Genomic DNA, 16,366 nt, shown 5'->3' on the forward strand with positions numbered 1-16,366 from the left:
CGCTATTTCCCCAGCACCGACGCCCTGCTGGTGGCATCGGCGGTACACGCGGCCAGCGACTTCCTGGACCGGGTGGCCGCCCATCCGCGGGGGTGACGGACCCGGCGGAGGCAGCCGCCGAGGGCATCGCGATCGCGCTGGAGTGGCTGCCCGAGGACAAGCACATCGGTTTGCTGATCGCCCCCGGTCGCGCAGATGCACACACCGAGTCGGTGACCTCTGATGTCGCGGTCGATTTTGCCCGCGCCCTGCTGCGCAAGTTCGACGTCGATTGGGCCGGCCTCGGCTACACCGATACCGAACTCGACGAGCTCGCCGAGCACCTGCTGCGAATCATCCAGTCCTTCGTGATCGACCCGGGGCGTCCGCCGCGCACCGGCGACGCGTTGCGCAGCTATCTGCGACGCTGGGTGGGCTCAGCAGTGGTGAGCGGACATCTGGCGTCCACGAGGCCGTCGGCCGGGAACTAGACCGGCAAGAGCGTCAGCGTCGTTCGAAATGCTGGTAGTCGACGGGGTCATGCCAGTGCCCGCCCCACTTCCAGCCATGCGCGGCGAAGGTCCGCACCACCACGTCACCGTCGCGGATCATCCCCTGATCGGTGCGGGCGCGGTCCAGATACGCTCGCGCGGTGGCGGGCTGCAAGTCGCCGGAGGCCGAGATGTACGGGTTGATCAACGGGTTGATGTCGACCGCACGGCCGTAGGCGTGCAATGACCAGGCTCCGCTCGGCAGCGGCCGGCAATTGAAGGCCGAAGTGTTGTTGTCCTGCATCGACAGCTCGTCCTCGGCGCGCGGATAGTTGTCCACCGTGCGTATCTTCTCGATCGGGAATCGCACCGAATACAACTCCGCGAAGATCGCGATCACGTCGTTGACCGCATCACGGTGCACCACCAACTCACCGCGGTGCGATCGGCCGTCAAAACCGAAATACGACAGGGTGATTCGGCGGAGCTCGATGGGTGGCACGGGGCATCCCGGCCGCCAGGTGGCGCCCAGCGCGGCGGCGTCCACGGACTGAGCCCGGGCGGGTTGCTGCGCCACCGAACCGGGCTGCGTAGTGGCGATGGTCCTCGGCGCCGTGACCGATTCCGACGCACCACCGGCACATCCCGCCATGCTCCAGGCGAACAAGCCCGCAACCAGGGCACATGCGCGGACCGTTGGGATGCCCACCCAGCCACTCTAGATCGCAGAGCTGGGGAAATCCGCCGTGAGTGCGGGGTTGATTCGGTCCTGGTGGACGGGAAATTGGCGCACGGGAGACCGTTTGCCGGGACTTAGACTTGAGCCCTCGAATCAGCTGGGGGTGAGCTGTGCGCGCACTCGACGCCTTCCACACGACGTGGTCGCAGGCGCGCACCACGTTCGGTGAGGGCGCTCCGACGACAGGCGATACGTTCGACGGCAGCGCGCGGCTCCGCGAGATGCAATCCACCATAGAGTCCGCAGCGCCCGACGAACGATGGCAGGGCACGGCCTCTCAGGCCTACGCGGCGAAGAACGCCGAGCACGCGGCCGTTTACGGCAAGCTCGCCAACCTCGACCAGCGCATGGCCACTGAAGTCAGCCGGGCAGCCGAGGTGGTCAGCGCCGGTCGGCAGAATCTCGAGCAAACCCAGAGTTGGGTAACCAGCATGGACGCGTCGATCCCGCCCGGCAAGACCGGCGAGATCATGCGGGTGATCCTCGCCAGCAAGGGCATCGGCCAGATCAACGATGTCATCACGCAATCGACCGGAGAGATGGGTGACATCGGTCGACGCATCGAGGATATCCGCAAGGAATACGACGCGCTCGCAGGAGAAGGCGAGAAGGAGGGAAAGCCCGCAAAGCTAGGAGAATTTCCGGAAGGTGATCCGCCGCCTGTGGATCCACTCGACGAGCTCAAACGCAAGTACCAAGTCGACGAGGACCCTGACGGCAAACTCGACTGGGAACCGGGTTGGCCGTTCAACATGTTCACCGAACCGCACCAGGTCACAGCTACTGAGGGACGGATACTCGACGGCCTTTCCGTATTGGACCTCCGCGACCTCGACCAAGTCACAGAAGCCGCCAAAAGCGAGGCAATCAACCGATTTCCACCACCGCGGCACCCCAACGACACGGCCGATAACCACACGGATGCATTCCGGCACGCTTACTGGAATGCACTGATGACTCAGCGCTTCGGCGCGGACTGGACCCGTGATTTCACGACAGCACACGAGCGACTGCCCGACAATCCCTCCACAGCCGAAGCCATGGACCTCTACAACAACGAGGTAGGCAGGAACATCGCAATGGCTCATCCTGACGCGACTCCTGCCGAGCTTGCCAACTATGTCGAGCGGGCCGTCCGACAAGGCGATACCGTCGTGGTGGCGCCGAACAGTGGTGGTGAGCGGTTGGCCTGGAGCAACACAGTCAAAGAGGGCGAAGCCGGCATAACTAGCCTGTCGACAATTCCCGGCCAGGCGCCTACGCCGACCGGGGCCGGACCAGGTGGAATTTACGATCCCGGTCAGCCGGGAGGCTATGGAACATCAGCGGGAGGATATTAGTTGTGGCCAAGTTTTCAGCGGTAGGCGTCACGCTAAGCGTGCTGCTGCTGTGTTTCTCCCTGACTAGCTGCGATCTGGTCAGGCAAGCAATGAGGCAGTCAATGGATATCGACTACAACGATCAACGACTCGACAGCGGACTGAGAACCCTGCTGCACGAGAACAAGTCAGCCAGACTGAGCGACTTCACCAGCTGGGATTGGGACGAGGTTCACCTCTTCAACGAATACTCAGAGCGGGAATACATCGAGAAGGTCGTCGGCGCTCCTGTTATCAAGAGCAAGTTCCTGAATTCCAAGGCCAACCTGCTGGTCTTTGAACTCAATGACAAACCCGTCAAAGCCGCTGGTATCACGCCAGATTTTCTCCGCCCTGAAGACCACCGTGTGACCTTCCCTGCCAATGTGGTTCTGAAGCCGGCGGGCGGTGGAACTCTCATGCTGACGGTGCCTGCGAGCTAGCAGCACATGTGCGGGTTTCAACTGTGGTACCGCAGGCAGTACCACAGTTGAAACCCAGACCCACCGCCAAAGTCGGCTCGGTACAACTCAGACCACGGTCAACGGCAACGACTTCCGCGGTTCGAACACGAACGACGCACCGCCGCTGAACTTGGTCACCGCAACCTCGTCAAATTCCTTTGCTGCCGTCTCGGTTTCGATAATCCGAGCGGTCCACTCCGCCTCGGACCCGATGACCTCGACAGACAGGTGCCGGTCGACGCCCGCGACGATGGCCTGCAGCGGCCGAGTCTCGGCAGGCCCGGTCAGGGCCACCCAGGAACCGTCTTCGTGGGCCGGGGAACGCCGTACCGAGACGGTGTCCGGGCCGAACTCGGCGTCGACGTATTCCGAGGGATTGAACATCGGATGCAACTCGAGCACCCGCACCGCACCTTCGATGCCGCCGGGCAGATCGAGAACCCGGTGGATGCGCTCGGCACCTAGCCCGGCCACGCCGATCAGCTGCTTTGTGCAGATCTCGGTGGCCAGTTCGGTGTTGGTACCGGCCCGCTTCCCCACCGCGAGAATGAACGACAAGTTCAGCAGATGCATCTGCAGGCACACCTCGTCGGCCACCCGGACCAGTGCCGAATGGGAGAACGCCGCGAAGTCGAAATCCGACAGCAGCGGACCCGAGTAGTCCGAAGCACCCTCTTCGGAGGGATCGATCGGATCCAAAACCGTTTGAGCAGCCCGGGTCCGGCCGATCACATCAAGGGCCGGGATGTCGTCGACCTCTGGGTAGGACTCGTCGATGATTACCGTCCACGCGCAGTGTGGCTGCCGGTCCGCCGGCGCCCGGGGCGGCCGGTGAATCGGCCGGACCTGGCACTTGCGGTTGGTGGCCAGGGCGGTGGCGTCGAAGGTCGGGTCCTCGATGTCGTGGCACATGCCGCGCACGTAGTCCTCGCCCATCGGCTCGACGTCGAGCAGCGCCCCGCAGTGATCGAGATGGAACTCGCCGTGCCAGCGATCGTGAACCGTGTATCGGAAATCCATGAATTGCGGCGGCGCACCGATGTCGAGCTGCAAGCCCTTGAAGATGGTGATGACGTCGACGCCCTCGTACTTGAGCGCCTTCTGCATCCGCCTGGTGTAGATCGGGCTGGACGCCGCCCACTCCTCGATGGCGATCTGCAGCATCTCTTCACGGCCGAAATTGCTGATGCACCAGGCCATCCCGGACCGGTCGATCATCTGACCCATGAGCAGCAGCTCGGGTACCAGCTTGACCAGCTCGTCATGGGTCAGCGACGCGTACCTACTTGTCATCGAGCTCGCTCCCGGTGTTCATCTTGACTGCCGCGTTCACATTGGCGCGCCGGTCCTCGTCAAGCCCCTTCTCGGCGGCCTTGCGGCGCTTGGCCACAACTTTGGACACGGTTCCGTTGAGCCCGGACCCGAGCGGGAAGCCGAGGTACTGGGTGAGGAAGATCGCGATGTCCTTGAGCTCTTCCTCGGTGAACTCACCGTTGAGCAGCGCGGCATTCACCTGGATCTCGGCGAGATCCTGCGAGCCGACGGCGGTCACCGCGGACAACGTCATCAGCCGCTTCTCACGCATCGACAGTCCGGGCTTGGTCCAGATGCTGCCGAACAGGTGGTCAACGGTGAGATCGAAGTACGGATCACCCTCGATGTTCGGCATCTCCCAGCCGTAGACCTCGTTCATCTTGGCCAGGCCCTTGGCGCGCAACTCGTCCATCGAAAGTTCTCCTAATCGTTCTTGTGCGGTACGCCGAGGCCGTCAGCGAGCCGCTGCAAGGCCAGCTGAGCCAACGGAAGGTCCACTCCCACAACGTCACCCAGGCCGATGGCGAGGCTCAGGTCCTTCTCACCCAGGCCGCGGGTGTGGGTGAACGCGTCGTAGAGCCAGTGGTCCGGGGTCAGCTCGGCCATGTTGTCGCGGACGATGATGGCGCCCGGCCCGCTGGTCAGCGCATCGGTATGACGCACCACCCGGCCCAGCGCGCCCAGGTCCAACCCGGCCGCCTCGGCCAGCTTCATCGCCTCGCACGCCGCGGCATAGGACGTGAAGGTCAGCATGTTGCGGGCCAGCTTCATCCGGGTGCCGGCACCCGGCTCGCCGGCGTGGATCACCATCGAGCCGAACTGCTTGAGCGCCGGCTTGATCCGCTCGTAGACCGGCCGGTCGGCGCCGACCATGATGGCCAGCTCACCCTTCTCGGCCGCCGCGCCGCCCCCGCTGACCGGTGCGTCGACGATGTGGATGCCCTGCGACCGGTACTGCTCGGCGAGTTCGGCCGCGGTGGTGTCGCTGATCGTGGAGTGGATCACGATCACGGTGTCCGGCTTGACCTTCGGCGCCAGGTCTGCGATCACCGAACGCACCTGCTCGTCGTTGAGCACCGTGATGCTGATGATGTCCGCGTCGGCGACACCTGTGACGTCGTCCGCCAGTGTCGCGCCGAGCTCCGCGAAAGGCTCCATGGATTCGGCACGCACATCGAATACCGTGAACCCGCCCGGCCATTCGGCCAGGCGCTTGGCCATCGGGGCACCCATGTTGCCCAGGCCGATGTAGCCGTATCGCTGCTGAGTCATGACCGGATGATCTGTCCGCCGTCGACGTTGAAGATCTGGCCGGTGATCCACTTGGCCTGATCGCTCAACAGGAACAGGCACATGCCGACCAGGTCCTCCGGCTGGCCCATGCGGGACAACGGGATTCCCTTGACGATGTCGGCGACCATCTCCTGCGGGGTGGTGGTGCGGTTGGCCTCGGTGTCGATCGGACCGGGCGCGATGGCATTGATGCGGATGTTCTGTCCGCCCAGCTCCCGCGACAGCTGCTGGGTCAGGCCGTTGATGCCGACCTTGGCCAGGCCGTAGTAGTTGGCGTAGAGCCAGGCCGCGGTCGAGGACTGGTTGACGATCGCGCCGCCGCCACGCTTGGCCATCTTGCGGTACACCGCGCGGGTGCACACCAGCGCGCCGTCGAGGTTCACGCTCATGAACTTCTTGTAGTAGTCCCAGTCGACGGTGAGCAGGAAGTCGAGCTTCATCCCACCGAAGATCGCGGCGTTGTTGACCAGGTAGTCGATGCCGCCGAACTCCGAAAGGGCCTGCGCCGCCATGTCCTTGGCCGAGTCGATGTCGGAGACGTCGACCCGCACCGCGAGCGCGTTGCCGCCCTCACCCTTGATGCCGTCGGCGACCTTCGCCGCACCTTCGGTGTTGATGTCGGCCACCACGACCGCCGCACCCTCGCGTGCCAGCGCCTCGGCGTAGGCCTGGCCGATACCGCCACCGGCCCCGGTGACGATGGCCACCTTGTTGTCGAACTGTCCCATCGAAAATCTCCTCAGTCCTCTAGTTCGCGAGCGTCGCGACGCACTTGATTTCGGTGTACTCCTCGAAGCCGGCCACGCCCATCTCGCGGCCGATTCCGGACTGCTTGTAGCCGCCGAACGGGGCATCGGCCGAGTACCAGATGCCGCCGTTGACGTTGACGGTGCCGACGCGCATCCGCGCCGCCACTGCCTGCGCACGGGCGTCGTCGCCGGAGAACACGGTTCCGGACAGGCCGTACGGCGAGTCGTTGGCGATCCGCACGGCGTCGTCGTCGCCGTCGTGGGCGATGACGGTCAGCACCGGACCGAAAATCTCCTCGCGGGACACCCGGGCGTTGTTGTCCAGGCCGGCGATCACCGTCGGCTCGATGAAGAACCCGGTGTCCAAGTCCGCGGGACGCCCACCGCCGCACGCGAACCGGCCGCCCTCCTGCAGCGCGAGGTCCAGGTAGGACTGAACCCGGTCGCGCTGACGGGCAGAGATCAGCGGGCCGCACACCGTGCGCTTGCTGTTCGGGTCGCCGGGCTTGATGCCCGATAACGTGGCGGCCGCAGCTTCCACTGCCTCGTCGTAGCGGGCCCGCGGCACCACCAGACGGGTGGTGATCGCGCAACCCTGACCGGCGTGCATGGCAACCGTGAAGGCCGCCATCGAGCAAGCCCCGGCCAGGTCCGCGTCATCGAGCACCAGGAAGGCCGACTTGCCACCCAGCTCAAGGAACACCTTCTTGAGCGTGAGCGCCGCATCGGTCATGACGGCCCGACCGGTCGCGGTCGAACCCGTGAACGAAACCATGTCCACCCGAGGGTCTTTGGACAGCAGCGCGCCCACCGCGTGATCGTTGGAGGTGACGATGTTGATCACGCCGGCCGGGAAGTCGGTCTGCTCGGCGATGATCTGGCCGACAGCCGCGGCCACCCACGGGGTGTCCGGGGCCGGCTTGAGGATCAGCGTGTTACCCGCGGCCAGGGCCGGGCCGACCTTGGCCAGGTTGATCTGGTGCGGGAAGTTCCACGGGGTGATCGCGCCGACGACTCCGACCGCCTCCCGCGCGATCTTGCGGTTGGTCGGGATGCCCTGCGGGGTGGCGTAACCGAGATCGGTTGTCCACTCGTAGTTCTCGGCGGTGTCGGCCGAGTAGGCCAGATCGTCGATCGGACCTTCCAGCTGTGCACCGGCGGTGAGCATGCGCGGGGCACCCACCTCGGCGATGGTCAATTCCCGCAAATCCTCGATGTTCTCGCGCAACGCATCGCGCAGCTGGCGCAGGCAGCGCACCCGGAGCGCGGTGTTCGTCAACCAGTCGGTGTCGTCAAATGCCCGACGCGCGGCCTCGATGGCATTGCCCATGTCCTCGGCGTCGGCGTCGGCGGCAACGCCGAGCACCTCCTCGGTGGCGGGGTTGACGGTCTCGAACACTCCGCCGCCCCCGGCAACGAGCTTGCCGTCGATAAGCAGTTGACTCTGGCGATCGGCCAGTACCGGCATTGGTGAACTCCACTTCACGAATTCTGGACAACTGTCCGGCTGTCTCGTCTCGAACGATAGCCGCAGACGATGTCGAGCCGCAAGGGTGCACCCCACCACTCCTCATCCGACGTCAGAATTCGCAGTTCATTGTGGCCTTTCACGATCCATACTTGCTCAACCTCGACATCGTCGGATAACTTGGACATGTGTCCAGCGATGCGGTGTCCGCAGTCACAGAACCAGCTCCGGAGCCAGACAAGGAGGCCCCGCGCAACCGCCGGCAGGAAGAGACCTTCCGCAAGGTCCTGACCGCCGGAACCGAGATGTTGCGGGAGTCCTCCTACGCCGATCTGACGGTGCGTGCGGTCGCCGCACGCGCCGGGGTCGCACCTGCCACGGCCTACACGTACTTTTCGTCGAAGAACCACCTGATCGCCGAGATGTACCTGGATCTGGTCAGCCGATGCCCGTACTTCACCGACGTGAACGACTCCAGGACCACCCGCGTCGACAAGGCGCTGCGTGCGCTGACCCTGGTTGTCGCCGACGAACCCGAGGTGGCGGCCGCCTGCACCACAGCCCTGCTCGGCGGCGGCTCCGACCCGGCGGTGCGCAAGGTGCGCGACCGCATCGGCGCCGAGATCCACAAGCGCATCCGATCGGCCGTCGGGCCGGATGCCGATTCCCGCATCGTCTCCGCCCTCGAGATGACCTTCTTCGGCGCGCTGGTCAATGCCGGCAGCGGCGCCTTCACCTACCACCAGATCGCCGACCGATTGACCTATGTGGTCGGACTCGTCCTGGGAGAGGACAAATGACCTTGAATGCCGTCGAGCTGATCTTCGACCCGTACGACTACGACTTCCACGAGGATCCGTACCCGTACTACAAGCGGTTGCGCGACGAGGCCCCGATCTATCACAACGAAGACCTCAAGTTCTGGGCGCTGTCCCGGCATAGCGACGTGCTGCAGGGTTTTCGTAACAGCGTCACACTCTCCAACAAGCACGGTGTGTCCCTCGACCCGATCTCGCGCAACGACGAAGCGCACCGCGTCATGTCGTTCCTGGCCCTCGACGATCCCGGCCACCTGCGGCTGCGCACGCTGGTGTCCAAGGGCTTCACCCCGCGGCGCATCCGCGAACTGGAGGGCCGGGTCACCGAGATCGCCCACCAGCATCTGGACGCGGCGCTGCAGAGCACGACATTCGATTACGTCGACGATTTCGCCGGCAAGCTGCCGATGGACGTCATCTCCGAGCTGATGGGTGTACCCGAGGAGGACCGGATCCGGATCCGCGCGCTGGCCGACGGTGTCATGCACCGCGAGGACGGCGTCGCCGACGTGCCCGAATCGGCCATCGCGGCCTCGGGTGAGCTGCTGGTCTACTACGCCGACATGGTCAAACAGCGCCGCAAGCGGCTCACCGACGATCTGACCTCGGCACTTGTCGAGGCCGAGATCGACGGCGACAGGCTCACCGACGACGAGATCATGGCGTTCCTGTTCCTGATGGTGGTCGCAGGCAACGAGACCACCACCAAACTGCTTGCCAACGCCGCATATTGGGGCCACAAGAACCCGGCCCAGCTGGCCCGCGTCTTCGACAACCACGACCTGGTCGTGCCGTGGGTCGAGGAGACCCTGCGCTACGACGCCTCCAGCCAGATCCTGGCCCGGCTGGTCACCGAGGACCTGACGTACTACGACACCACGGTCCCTGCGGGGGACGTGCTGGTGCTGCTGATCGGCTCGGCGAACCGCGACGAACGCGTCTTCGAGAATCCCGACGAGTACCGGATCGATCGCGAGATCGGTCCCAAACTGGTGAGTTTCGGCAGTGGTGCCCACTTCTGCCTCGGCGCGCACCTGGCGCGCATGGAGGCCCGGGTGGCATTGACCGAGTTGTTCAAGCGAATCCGCGGATACGAGGTGGACGAGGCCAACGCCGTCCGCGTCCACTCCAGCAGTGTCCGTGGATTCGCTCACCTTCCGATTACCGTCCAGCTCCGCTGAAAGGCCGCTGCATGCCTCGTTTTGCCCCCCTACCCGACCGTCGTCCCGCCCTGGTCGCCGGTGCCTCCTCAGGCATCGGTGAGGCCACCGCGATCAAGCTCGCCGCCAACGGGTTTCCCGTCGCCCTCGGTGCCCGCCGGGTGGAGAAGCTCCAGGAGATCGTGGAGAAGATCCGCGCCAACGGCGGCGAGGCCATCGCGGTGCACCTGGACGTGACCGACCCCGACTCGGTCAAGGCCGCTGTCGAGCAGACCACCTCCGAACTCGGCGAGATCGAGGTACTGGTGGCCGGCGCCGGTGACACCTACTTCGGCAAGCTCGACTCGATCAGCACCGAGCAGTTCGAGTCCCAGATCCAGATCCACCTGGTCGGCGCCAACCGGGTGGCCACCGCCGTGCTACCCGGGATGATCGAACGGCAACGCGGCGACCTGATCTTCGTCGGATCCGATGTGGCACTGCGTCAGCGGCCGCACATGGGCGCCTACGGCGCCGCCAAGGCCGCTCTGGTGGCGATGGTGACCAACTATCAGATGGAGCTGGAAGGCACCGGAGTGCGCGCGTCGATCGTGCATCCCGGTCCGACCAAGACCTCGATGGGCTGGAGCCTGCCGGCCGAGCTGATCGGCCCGGCACTCGAGGACTGGGCCAAGTGGGGCCAGGCGCGCCACGACTACTTCCTGCGCGCGGACGACCTCGCGCGGGCCATCACCTTTGTCGCCGAGACACCCCGCGGCGGCTTCATCGCAAACATGGAACTCCAGCCCGAGGCTCCGCTGGCCGATGTCAAGGACCGCCAGAAGCTCGCCCTGGGCGAAGAAGGGATGCCGGAGCAGTGACGATAACCAAGGAAGTACAACGGGTTTCCGGTGGCGAGGAGGAGCACGGCCACCTCGAGGAGTTCCGCACCGATCCGATCGGGTTGATGTGGCGGATCCGCAACGAATGCGGCGACGCCGGCTGGTTCCAGCTCGCCGACAAGCAGGTGATCCTGCTGTCCGGCGCGGAGGCCAACGAGTTCTTCTTCCGTTCCACCGACAGCGAACTCAACCAGGCCGAGGCCTACCCGTTCATGACCCCCATCTTCGGTGAGGGCGTGGTGTTCGATGCCGACCCGGAGCGACGGGCCGAGATGCTGCACAACACCGCGTTGCGCGGTGAGCAGATGAAGGGCCACGCGGCGACCATCGAGAACGAGGTCCGCCGGATGATCGAGAACTGGGGCGACAGCGGAGAGATCGACCTGCTGGAGTTCTTCGCCGAGCTGACCATCTACACCTCGACGGCCTGCCTGATCGGCCTGAAGTTCCGCAACCAGCTCGACTCCCGGTTCGCGAACTACTACCACCTGCTCGAGCGCGGGACCGATCCGCTCTGCTACGTCGACCCCTACCTGCCGATCGAGAGCTTCCGTATCCGCGACGAGGCCCGGGCCAACCTGGTCGAGTTGGTGCAGGAGGTCATGAACGGCCGGATCGCCAATCCGCCCACCGACAAGAGCGATCGTGACCTGCTCGACGTCCTGGTGTCGATCAAGGACGAGGAGGGCAATCCGCGCTTCTCGGCCAACGAGGTGACCGGCATGTTCATCTCGCTGATGTTCGCCGGTCACCACACCAGCTCGGGCACCTCCAGCTGGACGCTGATCGAACTGCTGCGCAATCCCGATTTCTACGCCAAGGTCCAGAACGAGCTCGACGAGCTCTATGCCGACGGTCAGGAGGTGAGTTTCCATGCGCTGCGCCAGATTCCGAACATCGACAACGCGCTCAAGGAGACCCTGCGCCTGCACCCGCCGCTGATCATCCTGATGCGCGTGGCCCAGGACGAGTTCGAGGTCGCCGGCTACCCGATCCACAAGGGCCAGATGGTGGCGGCCTCGCCGGCGATCTCCAACCGCATCCCCGAGGACTTCCCCAACCCGGACGCCTTCGACCCCGACCGCTACGTCAAGCCGCGCCAGGAGGATCTGGTCAACCGGTGGACCTGGATCCCGTTCGGCGCGGGCCGGCACCGCTGCGTGGGTGCGGCGTTCGCCCAGATGCAGATCAAGGCGATCTTCTCGGTGCTGTTGCGCGAGTACGAGTTCGAGATGGCACAACCGCCCGAGACCTACCAGAACGACCACTCCAAGATGGTCGTCCAGTTGGCCCGGCCCGCCAAGGTCTGCTACCGCAAGCGTGTAAAGGACTGACCCAAATGGGTTGCTACCGTGTCGAACTCGACGAGGACCTCTGCCAGGGCCACGCCATGTGCGAGCTGGAGGCGCCCGACGTCTTCCGGGTGCCCAAGCGCGGCGTCGTCGAGATCCTCGATTCCGAACCCCCTGACGAACTCCGCGATGCCGTGGAGATGGCCGTCGATATGTGTCCCACCCGCGCTCTATCCATCACAGAGAAGGAATGACAATGGCGTCAAGAGAAGAACTGGAAGCCTGGTCGGATCGCTGGCTGAAGGCCAACCAGGAGGCAGAGAAGGCCGGTGACTGGAAGCCGCTGGCCGACTTCTACACCGAAGATGCCACCTACGGCTGGAACATCGGCCCCAAGGAAGACGTGATGTGCGTCGGCCGCGACGAGATCCGCGACGTGGCACTCGGCCTGGAGATGGAAGGCCTGGAGAACTGGGTCTACGAGTACCAGCGGGTCCTGATCGACGAGAAGCAGAACGAGATCGTCGGGTTCTGGAAGCAGATCGCGAACAAGAGCGACGGCAGCAAGGACGAGATCTACGGCATCGGCGGTAGCTGGTTCCGGCTCAACGACGATCTGCTCATCGAATGGCAGCGGGATTTCTTCGACTTCGGCCACGTACAGAAGGCGTTCCTGAAGCTCATCGAGTCCGGAGACCTCACCCCCACCATGCAGAAGCGCATCGAGCGTTCGCTGGCCGGCGAGAAACTGCCCGGCTACTACCCGCTCGGCGAGGCCCCGGTCAAGATCTGGTAGTTCCCGGCCAAGCAGTTGCTTGGGGGTGGGTGTGACCCACGCAACTAATGGCTCTAGTCTGTGGTCAACGGCTCTAGTGGAAGGCACACGCGATGAAGACCAAAGGCGCTCTCATCTGGGAGTTCAACCAACCGTGGACGATCGAGGAGATCGAGATCGGTGACCCCGTCAAGGACGAGGTCAAGATTCAGATGGAAGCCTCGGGCATGTGCCATTCCGATCACCACCTGGTGACCGGCGACATCCCGATGGCAGGTTTCCCGGTGCTCGGCGGCCACGAAGGCGCAGGCATCGTGACCGAGGTGGGCCCGGGTGTCGACCACATCCAGCCCGGCGATCACGTCGTGCTGTCGTTCATCCCGTCGTGTGGTGAATGTCCGGCGTGTCAGGAAGGTCTGCGCAACCTGTGCGACCTCGGTGCGGGCCTGCTGGCCGGCACCGCGGTTTCCGACGGCACGCATCGCATCCACTCCGTCAAGAACGGTCAGCCCGTCATCCCGATGACCCTGCTGGGCACGTTCAGCCCGTACATGGTGGTGCACAAGAGCTCGGTCGTGAAGATCGATCCGTCGATCCCGTTCGAGGTGGCCTGCCTCGTGGGTTGCGGTGTCACCACCGGGTACGGCTCGGCCGTGCGCAGTGGCGACGTCCGCCCGGGCGATGACGTGGTCATCGTCGGCGTCGGCGGTGTCGGCACCGGTGCGCTCCAGGGTGCGCTGGCCGCCGGTGCGCGCAATGTCTTCGCGGTGGATCCCGTTGAGTTCAAACGGGACAACGCGCTCAAGTTCGGTGCCACCCACGCCTACCCGGACATCTTCTCCGCGATGGCCGGCGTCGCCGAGGTCACCCAGGGCCGCATGGCGCACAAGACGATCGTCACCGTCGGTGAGCTCAAGGGTGAGGACATCGACCACTACATGAACATCACCGCCAAGGGCGGCACCGTGGTGGCCACCGCGGTCGCCAACATGGCCAGCAACGACGTGAAGCTCAACCTGTCGATGCTGACCCTGCTGCAGAAGCGCCTGCAGGGCACCATCTTCGGCGGCGGCAACCCGCACCACGACATCCCGCAGCTGCTCAGCATGTACAAGGCCGGCCGGCTGAACCTGGACGACATGGTGACCCGGCAGTACAAGCTCGAGCAGATCAACGACGGCTACGCCGACATGCTCGAGGGTCGCAACATCCGCGGCGTCATCCGCTACACGGATGCCGATCGGTAGCCACTCTGCGTTTTGTGGAGCCGCAGCCGTTCCGAGAACGGCTACGGCTCCACAACTCGGTGTGAAAGGAACACATGACCGAGACATCCACTGAGACACCCGTCGTCGTCGCATCGCGGTCGTCGTGGAAATGCGTGCAATCCGGTGACCGCGAGGGCTGGCTGGCCCTGATGGCCGATGACATCCTGGTCGAGGACCCGATCGGTGAGGCCGTCACCAACCCCGACGGCACCGGGGTTCGCGGCAAGGAAGCCCTCGGCGCCTTCTACGACGCCAACATCGGGCCCAACGAGCTGACCGTCACGTGCGAGGAAACGTTCCCGTCCAGCTCGCCGAACGAGATCGCCTACATCCTGGTGCTGCGCACCAAGTTTCCCAACGGGTTCACCGCCACCGTGCGTGGCGTCTTCACCTACAAGGTGAACGCCGAAGGGCTGATCACCAACCTGCGCGGCTACTGGAACCTGGAAGCCATGGTCTTCGCGCAGGAAGACGAGAACTGACCGGCGGAGCGCTTGCCGGCCGCGGCGCGATCGTGGTCGGCGGCACCCGCGGCATCGGCCTGGCGGTTGCCGAACTCCTGACCGCCCAGGGTGCGGGTGTGGTGGTCAACGGACGCGACCCCGATGCCGCACACGCTGCTGCACACCGGATTTCCGGTGTCCCCCATGCCGGTTCCCCCGCCGACCCGAAGGTGGCCGACGCACTCGTCGACACCTGTGTGGCCGAGTTCGGCCGGGTCGACATCCTGGTCAACTGTGCCGGTACCGCCGAACCGGCAGGGTCATCCATTCTGAATGTCACCAGCGCCGAATTTCACGAGCTGCTCGACGCACATCTGGGCACGGCGTTCGAGACCTGTCGCGCGGTCGCACCGAAGATGGTGGCCCAAGGGGGCGGCACCATCGTCAACACCAGTTCCTTCGCCTTCCTCGGCGATTACGGCGGCAGCGGCTACCCGGCCGGCAAGGGTGCGGTCAACGGGTTGACCCTGGCCATCGCGGCCGAGCTCAAGGAACACGGAGTGCGGGCCAACGTGGTGTGCCCGGGCGCTCGCACCCGGCTGTCCACCGGATCGGACTACGAGCAGCACATCAGCGAACTCAACCGGCGCGGGCTGCTCGACGACGTCAGCATGCAGGGCGCGCTGGACGCCGCGCCGCCGGAGTACGTCGCCCCGACTTACGCTTACCTGGTCAGCGATGCCGCGCGGGACATCACCGGGCGCATATTCATCGCAGCGGGCGGGTTCATCGGCGAATTCGCCCGGCCCTCAACCGGTTTCATCGGATACCGCGACCACAACAGCACGCCGCCGTGGACGGTCGAGGAACTGCACGAGACCATCTCCGGGGCATAGCCGGGTTCAGGACGCCGCGCGCTCGCGCTTGGCGGCCTCGCGGGCCAGCAGCCGATCACGCTGCTCCTCGAACTTGACCACCTTCGTCTGCAGGTCTTCCAGGAACGCCGCCAGCTGGTCGCGCCGGGCCTCACCGACGGCACTGAAGTCGTTGCGCTCGAAGATCTGCCACTTGCGCAGGTTCGGCATGACCACTTCTTCGAGGTGCTGGCGCAGGTCGTAGATCCCGTGCTTGGCCATCAGCACACCGTTGCGGCGGAAGTCCGGCATCCCCTGACCCGGCATCCGGAAGTTCTCGACGACGGCGCCGACAGCGTCCAGGGCTTGGTCGGGCGAGAGATCGAGGGCGGCCTCGCACATGTTCCGGTAGAAGATCATGTGCAGGTTCTCGTCCGCGGCGATGCGTTGCAGGAGCCGGTCGGCGATCGGGTCGTCGCAGACCTTGCCGGTGTTGCGGTGGCTGACGCGGGTGGCCAACTCCTGGAAGGTCACGTACGCGACCGACATCAGGAATTCGGAGTTGTGCATCGCCCGCTCTTCGTCGGTGGACGTGAAGCCGTTGGTCACGTGCTCCATGCGGGCCTGCTCCAGCGCGACGAGATCGACACCGCGGGTGACCACCAGATAATCCCTGATCGCGATGCCGTGCCGGTTCTCCTCGGCGGTCCAGCGATTGACCCAGGCTCCCCAGGGACCGTCCTGGGAGAAGCTCCCGGCGGCTTCACGGTGATACGAGGGCAGGTTGTCCTCGGTCAGCAGGTTGGTGATCATCGCCGCCCGGGCCACGTCGCTCAGCTGCGATTGCTCAGGATCCCAGTCCTGGCCCCCGGCGGCGGCGAAGTTGCTGCCGGAGTCCCACGGGATGTAGTCGTGCGGGTACCAATCCTTCGTGGTGGCCAGATGCCGATTGAGGTTTTGCTCGGCTATCTGCTCCAGTTCAGCCTGCAAAACCGCATCGGTCAGCTCCTGCTGCATGAA

18 protein-coding genes and 1 pseudogene are annotated in these 16,366 nt (G+C 64.9%); 12 read left to right on the forward strand and 7 right to left on the reverse strand.

Annotated features, from left to right (window positions below; all coding sequences use genetic code 11):
• Positions 1-470, forward strand: a pseudogene (locus TX88_RS24600) (TetR family transcriptional regulator); the annotation flags it as partial.
• 13 nt (positions 471-483) lie between these two features.
• Here TX88_RS24600 and TX88_RS24605 read toward each other — a convergent pair.
• Positions 484-1,179: a M15 family metallopeptidase gene (locus tag TX88_RS24605; RefSeq protein WP_044520533.1), complete on the reverse strand. Its 696-nt coding sequence runs from the start codon at positions 1,177-1,179 to the stop codon at positions 484-486.
• 140 nt (positions 1,180-1,319) lie between these two features.
• Here TX88_RS24605 and TX88_RS24610 point away from each other — a divergent pair, with 140 nt between their 5' ends.
• Together TX88_RS24610 and TX88_RS24615 are read left to right on the forward strand one after the other, a co-directional pair.
• The gene (locus TX88_RS24610; protein WP_044520534.1) at positions 1,320-2,549 is read left to right on the forward strand and encodes a DUF6973 domain-containing protein; all 1,230 of its coding nucleotides are present in this window, start codon (positions 1,320-1,322) and stop codon (positions 2,547-2,549) included.
• Positions 2,550-2,551: 2 nt separating this feature from the next.
• Positions 2,552-3,010: a hypothetical protein gene (locus TX88_RS24615; protein WP_244438604.1), complete on the forward strand. Its 459-nt coding sequence runs from the start codon at positions 2,552-2,554 to the stop codon at positions 3,008-3,010.
• Positions 3,011-3,097: 87 nt separating this feature from the next.
• On the opposite strand, the gene TX88_RS24620 is transcribed toward TX88_RS24615, so the two are convergent.
• From TX88_RS24620 to TX88_RS24640, 5 genes are read right to left on the reverse strand one after another with little or no spacing between them, the layout of a single operon-like run.
• On the reverse strand, positions 3,098-4,324 hold the full coding sequence (locus TX88_RS24620) for a hypothetical protein (RefSeq protein WP_044520536.1): 1,227 nt from the start codon (positions 4,322-4,324) through the stop codon (positions 3,098-3,100).
• Positions 4,314-4,757, reverse strand: a complete 444-nt coding sequence (locus tag TX88_RS24625; protein ID WP_044520537.1) for a carboxymuconolactone decarboxylase family protein — start codon at positions 4,755-4,757, stop codon at positions 4,314-4,316. Before TX88_RS24625 ends, TX88_RS24620 begins: the two co-directional genes overlap by 11 nt.
• Before the next feature lie 11 nt (positions 4,758-4,768).
• The gene (locus TX88_RS24630) at positions 4,769-5,617 is read right to left on the reverse strand and encodes an NAD(P)-dependent oxidoreductase (RefSeq protein ID WP_044520541.1); all 849 of its coding nucleotides are present in this window, start codon (positions 5,615-5,617) and stop codon (positions 4,769-4,771) included.
• Entirely contained in the window at positions 5,614-6,366 is a 753-nt protein-coding gene (locus TX88_RS24635; RefSeq protein ID WP_044520542.1) for an SDR family oxidoreductase, read from the reverse strand. The genes TX88_RS24630 and TX88_RS24635 overlap by 4 nt, the downstream gene beginning before the upstream one ends.
• Before the next feature lie 19 nt (positions 6,367-6,385).
• A complete protein-coding gene (locus tag TX88_RS24640) occupies positions 6,386-7,855 on the reverse strand; it encodes an aldehyde dehydrogenase (protein WP_044520544.1) in 1,470 nt (489 codons plus the stop codon).
• A gap of 188 nt (positions 7,856-8,043) precedes the next feature.
• Here TX88_RS24640 and TX88_RS24645 point away from each other — a divergent pair, with 188 nt between their 5' ends.
• From TX88_RS24645 to TX88_RS24685, 9 genes are all read left to right on the forward strand, one after another.
• Entirely contained in the window at positions 8,044-8,655 is a 612-nt protein-coding gene (locus tag TX88_RS24645) for a TetR family transcriptional regulator (RefSeq protein WP_044520545.1), read from the forward strand.
• Positions 8,652-9,854 carry a cytochrome P450 gene (locus TX88_RS24650; protein WP_044520546.1) on the forward strand — a complete coding sequence of 401 codons (1,203 nt, stop codon included), beginning with the start codon at positions 8,652-8,654 and terminating at the stop codon, positions 9,852-9,854. The genes TX88_RS24645 and TX88_RS24650 overlap by 4 nt, the downstream gene beginning before the upstream one ends.
• 11 nt (positions 9,855-9,865) lie before the next feature.
• Entirely contained in the window at positions 9,866-10,693 is an 828-nt protein-coding gene (locus TX88_RS24655; RefSeq protein ID WP_044520547.1) for an SDR family oxidoreductase, read from the forward strand.
• Complete coding sequence (locus TX88_RS24660; RefSeq protein WP_044520548.1) at positions 10,690-12,048, forward strand: lanosterol 14-alpha demethylase; 1,359 nt, start codon at positions 10,690-10,692, stop codon at positions 12,046-12,048. The genes TX88_RS24655 and TX88_RS24660 overlap by 4 nt, the downstream gene beginning before the upstream one ends.
• Before the next feature lie 5 nt (positions 12,049-12,053).
• Positions 12,054-12,260, forward strand: coding sequence for a ferredoxin Fdx (locus tag TX88_RS24665; RefSeq protein WP_044520550.1), 207 nt, complete (start codon positions 12,054-12,056; stop codon positions 12,258-12,260).
• Positions 12,261-12,262: 2 nt separating this feature from the next.
• A complete protein-coding gene (locus tag TX88_RS24670; RefSeq protein WP_044520552.1) occupies positions 12,263-12,802 on the forward strand; it encodes a nuclear transport factor 2 family protein in 540 nt (179 codons plus the stop codon).
• Between the two features lie 92 nt (positions 12,803-12,894).
• Positions 12,895-14,028, forward strand: a complete 1,134-nt coding sequence (locus TX88_RS24675) for an NDMA-dependent alcohol dehydrogenase (RefSeq protein WP_044520554.1) — start codon at positions 12,895-12,897, stop codon at positions 14,026-14,028.
• A gap of 74 nt (positions 14,029-14,102) precedes the next feature.
• Positions 14,103-14,531 (forward strand): nuclear transport factor 2 family protein, encoded by a 429-nt coding sequence (locus TX88_RS24680; RefSeq protein ID WP_044520555.1) that lies wholly within the window; start codon positions 14,103-14,105, stop codon positions 14,529-14,531.
• A gap of 29 nt (positions 14,532-14,560) precedes the next feature.
• A complete protein-coding gene (locus TX88_RS24685; RefSeq protein ID WP_044521871.1) occupies positions 14,561-15,388 on the forward strand; it encodes an SDR family NAD(P)-dependent oxidoreductase in 828 nt (275 codons plus the stop codon).
• Between the two features lie 6 nt (positions 15,389-15,394).
• Here TX88_RS24685 and TX88_RS24690 read toward each other — a convergent pair whose 3' ends face one another.
• Positions 15,395-16,363 carry an acyl-ACP desaturase gene (locus TX88_RS24690; protein ID WP_044520557.1) on the reverse strand — a complete coding sequence of 323 codons (969 nt, stop codon included), beginning with the start codon at positions 16,361-16,363 and terminating at the stop codon, positions 15,395-15,397.
• Between the last annotated feature and the right edge of the window lie 3 nt (positions 16,364-16,366).

Source organism: Mycolicibacterium septicum DSM 44393 (genome assembly GCF_000455325.1).
In the GTDB taxonomy this organism is placed as follows: Bacteria; Actinomycetota; Actinomycetes; order Mycobacteriales; family Mycobacteriaceae; genus Mycobacterium; species Mycobacterium septicum.

Bases quoted from the DNA above. Each gene is read 5' to 3' on its own strand.
- TX88_RS24675 (WP_044520554.1), top strand. From the start codon at position 12,895: ATGAAGACCAAAGGCGCTCTCATCTGGGAGTTCAACCAACCGTGGACG.
- TX88_RS24655 (WP_044520547.1), top strand. From the start codon at position 9,866: ATGCCTCGTTTTGCCCCCCTACCCGACCGTCGTCCCGCCCTGGTCGCC.
- TX88_RS24670 (WP_044520552.1), top strand. From the start codon at position 12,263: ATGGCGTCAAGAGAAGAACTGGAAGCCTGGTCGGATCGCTGGCTGAAG.
- TX88_RS24680 (WP_044520555.1), top strand. From the start codon at position 14,103: ATGACCGAGACATCCACTGAGACACCCGTCGTCGTCGCATCGCGGTCG.
- TX88_RS24625 (WP_044520537.1), bottom strand. From the start codon at position 4,757: ATGGACGAGTTGCGCGCCAAGGGCCTGGCCAAGATGAACGAGGTCTAC.
- TX88_RS24620 (WP_044520536.1), bottom strand. From the start codon at position 4,324: ATGACAAGTAGGTACGCGTCGCTGACCCATGACGAGCTGGTCAAGCTG.
- TX88_RS24690 (WP_044520557.1), bottom strand. From the start codon at position 16,363: ATGCAGCAGGAGCTGACCGATGCGGTTTTGCAGGCTGAACTGGAGCAG.
- TX88_RS24635 (WP_044520542.1), bottom strand. From the start codon at position 6,366: ATGGGACAGTTCGACAACAAGGTGGCCATCGTCACCGGGGCCGGTGGC.
- TX88_RS24630 (WP_044520541.1), bottom strand. From the start codon at position 5,617: ATGACTCAGCAGCGATACGGCTACATCGGCCTGGGCAACATGGGTGCC.
- TX88_RS24640 (WP_044520544.1), bottom strand. From the start codon at position 7,855: ATGCCGGTACTGGCCGATCGCCAGAGTCAACTGCTTATCGACGGCAAG.
- TX88_RS24650 (WP_044520546.1), top strand. From the start codon at position 8,652: ATGACCTTGAATGCCGTCGAGCTGATCTTCGACCCGTACGACTACGAC.
- TX88_RS24665 (WP_044520550.1), top strand. From the start codon at position 12,054: ATGGGTTGCTACCGTGTCGAACTCGACGAGGACCTCTGCCAGGGCCAC.